The sequence below is a fragment of the Paracoccus sp. MC1854 genome, assembly GCF_014164635.1.
Lineage (GTDB): Bacteria > Pseudomonadota > Alphaproteobacteria > Rhodobacterales > Rhodobacteraceae > Paracoccus.
This window is the reverse complement of sequence record NZ_JACJFU010000034.1, coordinates 21,174-27,173: the sequence shown is the minus strand read 5'-3', so window position 1 is coordinate 27,173 and position 6,000 is coordinate 21,174. Positions and strand designations below refer to the sequence as shown.

Sequence of the window (6,000 nt, the reverse complement as noted above, 5' to 3'; positions counted from 1 at the left end):
CTGGCCGCCAACGGCGAGGGCGGCAATGCCGAGGTCGAGGCCCGCGTCGCAGGCGAGGTCAAGGCGCTGTGCGCAAGGTTCCCCCTCTACGACGGGATGTGAGGAACAGGGGCGCGCCGGGAAAACCGGCGGGCCGGCCTTGTCAGCCGATCAGCGAGGCGACCCATTCAGGGACCGTGCGGCTTGCCGGTCCCTCGATCACCCGGTCGAAGCGGCCGGGTGCAGTGGCGGCAAGGTTAAGCTCAACCGTTTCCGCGCCCGTCATGCCCGCCACGTCCACGAAACCCGCCGCCGGATAGACATTGCCCGAGGTGCCGATGGCCGCGAACAGGTCTGCCTGCGACAGCGCCGCGTCGATCCGCTCCATGTGATAGGGCATCTCGCCGAACCAGACGATGTCGGGCCGCGCCGTGGGCCTGCCGCAATCCGGGCAGGCCGTGCCGACCGGCATCACGGTGGGCGCGGCCCAGCGGTGGCCGCAGGCGGCGCAGAGGGCCGAATCGAGCCGCCCATGCATGTGGATCACGTCCCGCGCGCCCGCGCGGTCCAGCAGCGAATCGACATTCTGGGTGATCAGTGTCACGCCAGGGGCTCGGCTCAGCCGCGCCAGCGCCTCATGCGCCGCATTGGGCCGGGCCGTGGCCGCCCCTGCCCGGCGCCCGTCGTAGAAGCGCAGGACCAGCGCGGGGTCGCGGCGGAAGGCCTGCGGGGTTGCCACGTCCTCGACCCGGTGCTGTTCCCACAGCCCGTCCGCATCGCGGAAGGTCGCAAGTCCGCTTTCCGCCGACAGGCCTGCGCCTGTCAGGACGACGATCCTCACCTTGCGCAGTAGCGTTCGGCGGTCGCGGCGAAGCTCTTGTAGCGGTCCCAGAACTGGTTGTCGGCGGCCCGCCTGGACATCCGCACGTCCTGCGCCGCCTGGGCGTTGCGGAAGAAGCCGGCGGCGCGGCGCTGGTCGGCGCGCGACAGGGTCTGGTCGGCAACCTGCTGGATGCAGCCGCACAGCGCTCCGCTGCGGGCGCCGCGGTCGGATCGCAGGCAGGCGTTGTCGATCGGCCCGGCCTCGGCAAAGGGGGTGGTCAGCAGGACAGCCGCAAGGGCGATGATGGGTTTCTTCATCCGGTGTCTCCTCGTCCGTTGGCGCTGCCTTTCGCGGCAGTCGTGCTTTGTTTCCGCCGATGGTTGCGGACAAGGACGAAGATACCACCCGTTCAGTCTTGCGGCAACAAATCCGACGCGGGCGGACTGTGGCAAACTGGCCGGCCAAGGCCTTGGCTTTCCCTTGCCCCGGCAGGGTGCTAGGCCCCGCCCATGCTGACCATCGGTTTCGACGCGGACGACACGTTGTGGGAGAACGAGGCGTTCTTTCACCTGACCCAGGATGATTTCGTGAGCCTGCTGAAAGGCCACGGGGACCCGGACGTGATCCGCGCCCACCTGCACGACGTGCAGGTCGCCAATCTCGAAATCTACGGCTACGGCATAAAGAGCTTCACCCTGTCGATGATCCAGACCGCGCTGGACCTGACCGGAAACGACCTGCCGGGACCTGTGGTCGCGCGGCTGCTGCGGCTGGGGCAGGACATGCTGCGCCATCCCGTGCACCTGCTGGACCATGTGCGCGATGTTCTGGCGGACCTGCGCGACCACCGGCTGATCCTGATCACCAAGGGCGACGTGCTGGACCAGGAACGGAAAGTGGCGGCCTCGGGGCTTGCGCCGCTGTTCGAGGGGATCGAGATCGTGCAGGACAAGACTCCGCAGGCTTATGCCCGCGTGTTGCAGCGGCACCGGCTTGAACCGGAGGAGTTCCTGATGGTCGGCAACTCGATGCGCTCGGACGTGCTGCCGGTGATCGAGATCGGCGGGCGCGGGGTGCTGGTCCCTGCAAGGCTCGGCTGGGTGCATGAACATGCCGAGCCGCCGGAAAGCCCCCGCTTCCATCGCGTGGACAGCCTGGCCGACCTTCCCGCGCTGGTGCGGCGGATCGAGGGCTATTCGACCGGGATGGCGGTGTAGCCCGCTTCCTTGATCAGCTCGGCCGCCCTTGCGCTGCCGATGCCCTCGACCGTCACCGTCCTGTCGTCCAAGTCGGCGCGGGCCTTGCCCCCGGCGCTGGCGATGGCGCTTTCGATGGCGGCGGTGCAGTGGCCGCAGCCCATGTCCTCGACGTGGAACTTCATGGCGTGACCCTTCGTGCTTGACGAGACGCGGGGAGTCTAGCATCGCCGGTGGCATGACCGCCACCCGTGACACGCTTCGCTCTTCTCACGCCGCCAACCTGCGCGCGGCAGGCTTCATGGTCGGCTCGATGGCGATGTTCGCGGTCGAGGATGCCGCGATCAAGACCCTGACCATGCGGCTTCCCGTCGGGCAGGTTCTGGCAACACTGGGGGTGCTGGGGCTGGGCATCTTCTGGGCGGTGCTGGCGCGCAACGGCGGCCGGATGTGGACGCGGCACCTGCTGCTGCGGCCGGTGCTGCTGCGCAACCTCGGGGAAGCGGTCGGCTCGATGGGCTTCACCTCGGCCTTGGCGCTGACGGACCTGTCCTCGGCCTCGGCGATCCTGCAGGCGCTGCCGCTGGCGCTGGTCATGGGCGGCGCGCTGTTTCTGGGCGAGAAGGTCGGCTGGCGGCGCTGGACCGCGATTCTCGTAGGCTTCGCGGGCGTGCTGCTGATCATCCGCCCCGGCGCCTCGGGCTTCCAGCCGGAATCGGGGCTGGCTCTGATCGGGGTCGCGGGCCTTGCGCTGCGCGACCTCGCCACGCGGCGGATGCCGGCGGATGTGCCCTCGCACCAGTTGTCCGCCTCGGCCTTCGGATCGCTGATCCCGGCGGGGCTGCTGCTGGCCTGGGGGATGGGGACGCCGCTGATGCTGCCCGGCGCGGGCGAGGCGCTGTGGTTTCTCGGCTGCATCACCTTCGGCGTCCTCGGCTATGCGATGATGGTCGCCGCGACTCGCGCGGGCGAGGCCTCGCTGATCGCGCCGCTGCGCTATGTCCGGCTGCTCTTTGCGCTGATGATCGCCGTCGCGGTCTTCGGCGAGCGGCCCGACGCGCTGACCCTTGCGGGCGCGGCGCTGATCGTGGGGTCCGGCGGCTTCGCCATGTGGCGCGAACTGGTGCGCAATCGTCCGCGCTGACGCCTCGCGTTCCCCCTTCCCGCAGGCCCGGCGCCCCTGTATTAGCCGCGCATGACCCAGCTTGATCTCATCCGCAACTTCTCGATCGTGGCCCATATCGACCACGGCAAATCCACGCTCGCCGACCGGCTGATCCAGTCGACCGGCACCGTCGCCGACCGCGACATGAAGGAGCAGATGCTCGACAGCATGGACATCGAGCGCGAACGCGGCATCACCATCAAGGCCAACACCGTCCGCATCAGCTATCCGGCCAAGGACGGGCAAACCTATGTTCTGAACCTGATCGACACCCCCGGCCATGTGGACTTCGCCTATGAGGTCTCGCGGTCCATGCGGGCGGTCGAGGGGTCGCTGCTGGTGGTGGACGCGACGCAGGGGGTCGAGGCGCAGACGCTGGCCAACGTCTATCAGGCGATCGACGCGGGGCACGAGATCGTGCCGGTGCTGAACAAGATCGACCTGCCGGCGGCGGAACCCGACCGGGTCAAGGAACAGATCGAGGACGTGATCGGCATCGACGCCTCGGACGCGGTGCTGATTTCCGCGAAAACCGGCCTCGGGATTCCCGACGTGCTGGAGGCCATCGTCGCGCGCCTGCCCGCGCCCAAGGGAAAGCAGGATGCGCCGTTGAAGGCGATGCTGGTGGATTCGTGGTATGATGCCTATCTGGGCGTCGTGGTGATGATCCGCGTCATGGACGGCGTGATCCGCAAGGGCGACCGCGTCCGCATGATGCAGACCGGGGCCGTCTACGGCATCGACAAGCTGGCCGTCCTGACCCCGCGCATGGTCGACATACCCGAACTCGGCCCCGGCGAGATCGGCGTCTTCACCGCATCCATCAAGCAGGTCCGCGACACCCGCGTCGGCGACACCATCACGCATGAACGCAAGGGCACCGACAGCCCGCTGCCCGGCTTCAAGCCCGCGCAGCCCGTGGTCTTCTGCGGGTTGTTCCCGGTCGATGCCGCCGACTTCGACGCCCTGCGCGACGCGATCGAGAAGCTGGCGCTGAACGACGCCAGTTTCAGCTACGAGATGGAGACCTCGGCCGCCCTCGGCTTCGGCTTCCGCTGCGGCTTCCTGGGGCTGCTGCACCTCGAGGTCATTCGCGACCGGCTGGAGCGGGAGTACGACCTCGACCTCATCACCACGGCACCCAGCGTGGTCTTCCGCCTGCACATGAAGGACGGCGAGGTGCGCGAGTTGCACAACCCCGCCGACATGCCCGACCCGATGCTGATCGACCATATCGAGGAGCCGCGGATCAAGGCCACGATCATGGTCCCCGACGAATACCTGGGCGACGTGCTGAAGCTGTGCCAGGACCGCCGCGGCATCCAGCTTGACCTGACCTATGCCGGTTCCCGCGCGATGGTCGTCTATGACCTGCCGCTGGCCGAGGTCGTGTTCGACTTCTACGACCGGCTGAAGTCGGTGACCAAGGGCTATGCCAGCTTCGACTACCAGATCTCGGAATACCGCGAGGATTATTTGGTCAAGATGTCGATCCTGGTGAACGACGAGCCGGTGGATGCGCTCTCGATCATGGTCCACCGCGACCGCGCCGAGTCCCGCGGCCGCGCGATGGTGGAAAAGCTGAAGGAGCTGATCCCCCGCCACATGTTCAAGATCCCGATCCAGGCGGCCATCGGCGGAAGGGTCATCGCGCGGGAAACGCTGGCGGCGCTGCGGAAGGACGTGACCGCCAAGTGCTATGGCGGCGACGCCACGCGGAAGAAGAAGCTGCTGGAGAAGCAGAAGGCCGGGAAGAAGAAGATGCGCCAGTTCGGGAAGGTGGAGATCCCGCAGAGCGCGTTCATCTCGGCGTTGAAGATGGATGGGTGAGGGGAGAGTCTACTGATTCTCCCCAACACCATTCAGCAATCAGAAAGCCTCTGAAGCACTTGAGTCGGCAGCCGCATCACACTCGTCTGTCCTGGGTGTATGAAACTCTACATTTACATAACCTGTTTCCGCATCTAGGGCGTGAGCTCCCACAATAATTCCCTCAATTCCTTCTATAGGAGGACTTGGGCTCCAAAGGTATGCATATGATCTTTCCTGAATTTTTATTCCCATCATCCAATCTTCAGGCTCATCCCATATAGAGCCAGTCTTTAAATAATCTAATTTTTGAGGAGTGCCGTATTTTCTCTTGACTTGGTCAGCCACTCTGTCTGTCAAGGCTTGGGTTTTGTACCCGAACCGATTATCTGAGATGTTAATTCCAACCCCCTTAATCATACAGAAGCCTACTGTAGGCTCGTACTGAATAACATAGTATTCCATATCGGGATGCATCGCTGGCAATGTCTTGCAGCGATAAAAATTGCTTTTAATCGACTCGCATCCAAGCTTTTCTGGCGTGTCGGCTTCATAGTTTATACCAAATGGGGCAGCCGAAACCCCTCCGGCCAATAAAGTTAAGATTGCGACCAAAATACTGCAGCGAGGCCTGGCCATCGTTGTCTCCTATTACACCTATGCGACATGATAGCGGTGTGGTGGTTATCTGGCAACTGTGGCCTTCTTATGCAATTCTATAAAAATAAGAAGAAAATTATTGTGGAGTTCACTAACGTCCATTACTCGCTACTTCACTGGGCGTAGGGTGCGTGCTCAGCACGCACCATCCCGCTATGTAACGGTGCGTGGAAACCACGCACCCTACGGATCGCCGATGGCCCATTCCCATCGCGGTCCACCGATCTCGCGGTGGACCGAGGAGAATGCCCAATCCTGCGGCCGCGCGACCAACCCGTGCTTCACCGGATTGAACCAACAATACCGCAGATGCGCCGCGAAATCCGCCTCGTTGCGGATGTGATGCTCTCAGAACCGCCGCTGCCACA

General features: G+C 64.7%; 7 protein-coding genes. 3 read left to right on the top strand and 4 right to left on the bottom strand.

Going from position 1 to position 6,000, the window contains the following annotated elements; translation table 11 throughout:
* Positions 1-142: 142 nt before the first annotated feature.
* Together H5395_RS15455 and H5395_RS15450 are read right to left on the bottom strand one after the other, a co-directional pair.
* The gene (locus H5395_RS15455; RefSeq protein ID WP_182793456.1) at positions 143-820 is read right to left on the bottom strand and encodes an NAD-dependent deacylase; all 678 of its coding nucleotides are present in this window, start codon (positions 818-820) and stop codon (positions 143-145) included.
* A complete protein-coding gene (locus tag H5395_RS15450; protein ID WP_182793455.1) occupies positions 817-1,119 on the bottom strand; it encodes a hypothetical protein in 303 nt (100 codons plus the stop codon). The genes H5395_RS15455 and H5395_RS15450 overlap by 4 nt, the downstream gene beginning before the upstream one ends.
* A gap of 192 nt (positions 1,120-1,311) precedes the next feature.
* Here H5395_RS15450 and H5395_RS15445 point away from each other — a divergent pair, with 192 nt between their 5' ends.
* Complete coding sequence (locus H5395_RS15445) at positions 1,312-2,019, top strand: HAD family hydrolase (RefSeq protein ID WP_182793454.1); 708 nt, start codon at positions 1,312-1,314, stop codon at positions 2,017-2,019.
* Here the strand turns inward: H5395_RS15445 and H5395_RS15440 are convergent.
* The gene (locus H5395_RS15440; protein ID WP_182793453.1) at positions 1,995-2,183 is read right to left on the bottom strand and encodes a heavy-metal-associated domain-containing protein; all 189 of its coding nucleotides are present in this window, start codon (positions 2,181-2,183) and stop codon (positions 1,995-1,997) included. The genes H5395_RS15445 and H5395_RS15440 overlap by 25 nt on opposite strands.
* Positions 2,184-2,236: 53 nt before the next feature.
* Between H5395_RS15440 and H5395_RS15435 the strand changes: the two genes are divergently transcribed.
* Complete coding sequence (locus H5395_RS15435) at positions 2,237-3,142, top strand: DMT family transporter (RefSeq protein ID WP_182793452.1); 906 nt, start codon at positions 2,237-2,239, stop codon at positions 3,140-3,142.
* 51 nt (positions 3,143-3,193) lie between these two features.
* Positions 3,194-4,993 (top strand): translation elongation factor 4, encoded by a 1,800-nt coding sequence (gene lepA, locus H5395_RS15430; protein ID WP_182793451.1) that lies wholly within the window; start codon positions 3,194-3,196, stop codon positions 4,991-4,993.
* Positions 4,994-5,032: 39 nt separating this feature from the next.
* On the opposite strand, the gene H5395_RS15425 is transcribed toward lepA, so the two are convergent.
* The gene (locus H5395_RS15425) at positions 5,033-5,611 is read right to left on the bottom strand and encodes a hypothetical protein (protein ID WP_182793450.1); all 579 of its coding nucleotides are present in this window, start codon (positions 5,609-5,611) and stop codon (positions 5,033-5,035) included.
* Positions 5,612-6,000 lie beyond the last annotated feature (389 nt).

Coding starts and splice junctions, on each gene's coding strand:
- H5395_RS15450 (WP_182793455.1), bottom strand. CDS start 1,119: ATGAAGAAACCCATCATCGCCCTTGCGGCTGTCCTGCTGACCACCCCC.
- H5395_RS15445 (WP_182793454.1), top strand. CDS start 1,312: ATGCTGACCATCGGTTTCGACGCGGACGACACGTTGTGGGAGAACGAG.
- H5395_RS15440 (WP_182793453.1), bottom strand. CDS start 2,183: ATGAAGTTCCACGTCGAGGACATGGGCTGCGGCCACTGCACCGCCGCC.
- H5395_RS15435 (WP_182793452.1), top strand. CDS start 2,237: ATGACCGCCACCCGTGACACGCTTCGCTCTTCTCACGCCGCCAACCTG.
- lepA (WP_182793451.1), top strand. CDS start 3,194: ATGACCCAGCTTGATCTCATCCGCAACTTCTCGATCGTGGCCCATATC.
- H5395_RS15425 (WP_182793450.1), bottom strand. CDS start 5,611: ATGGCCAGGCCTCGCTGCAGTATTTTGGTCGCAATCTTAACTTTATTG.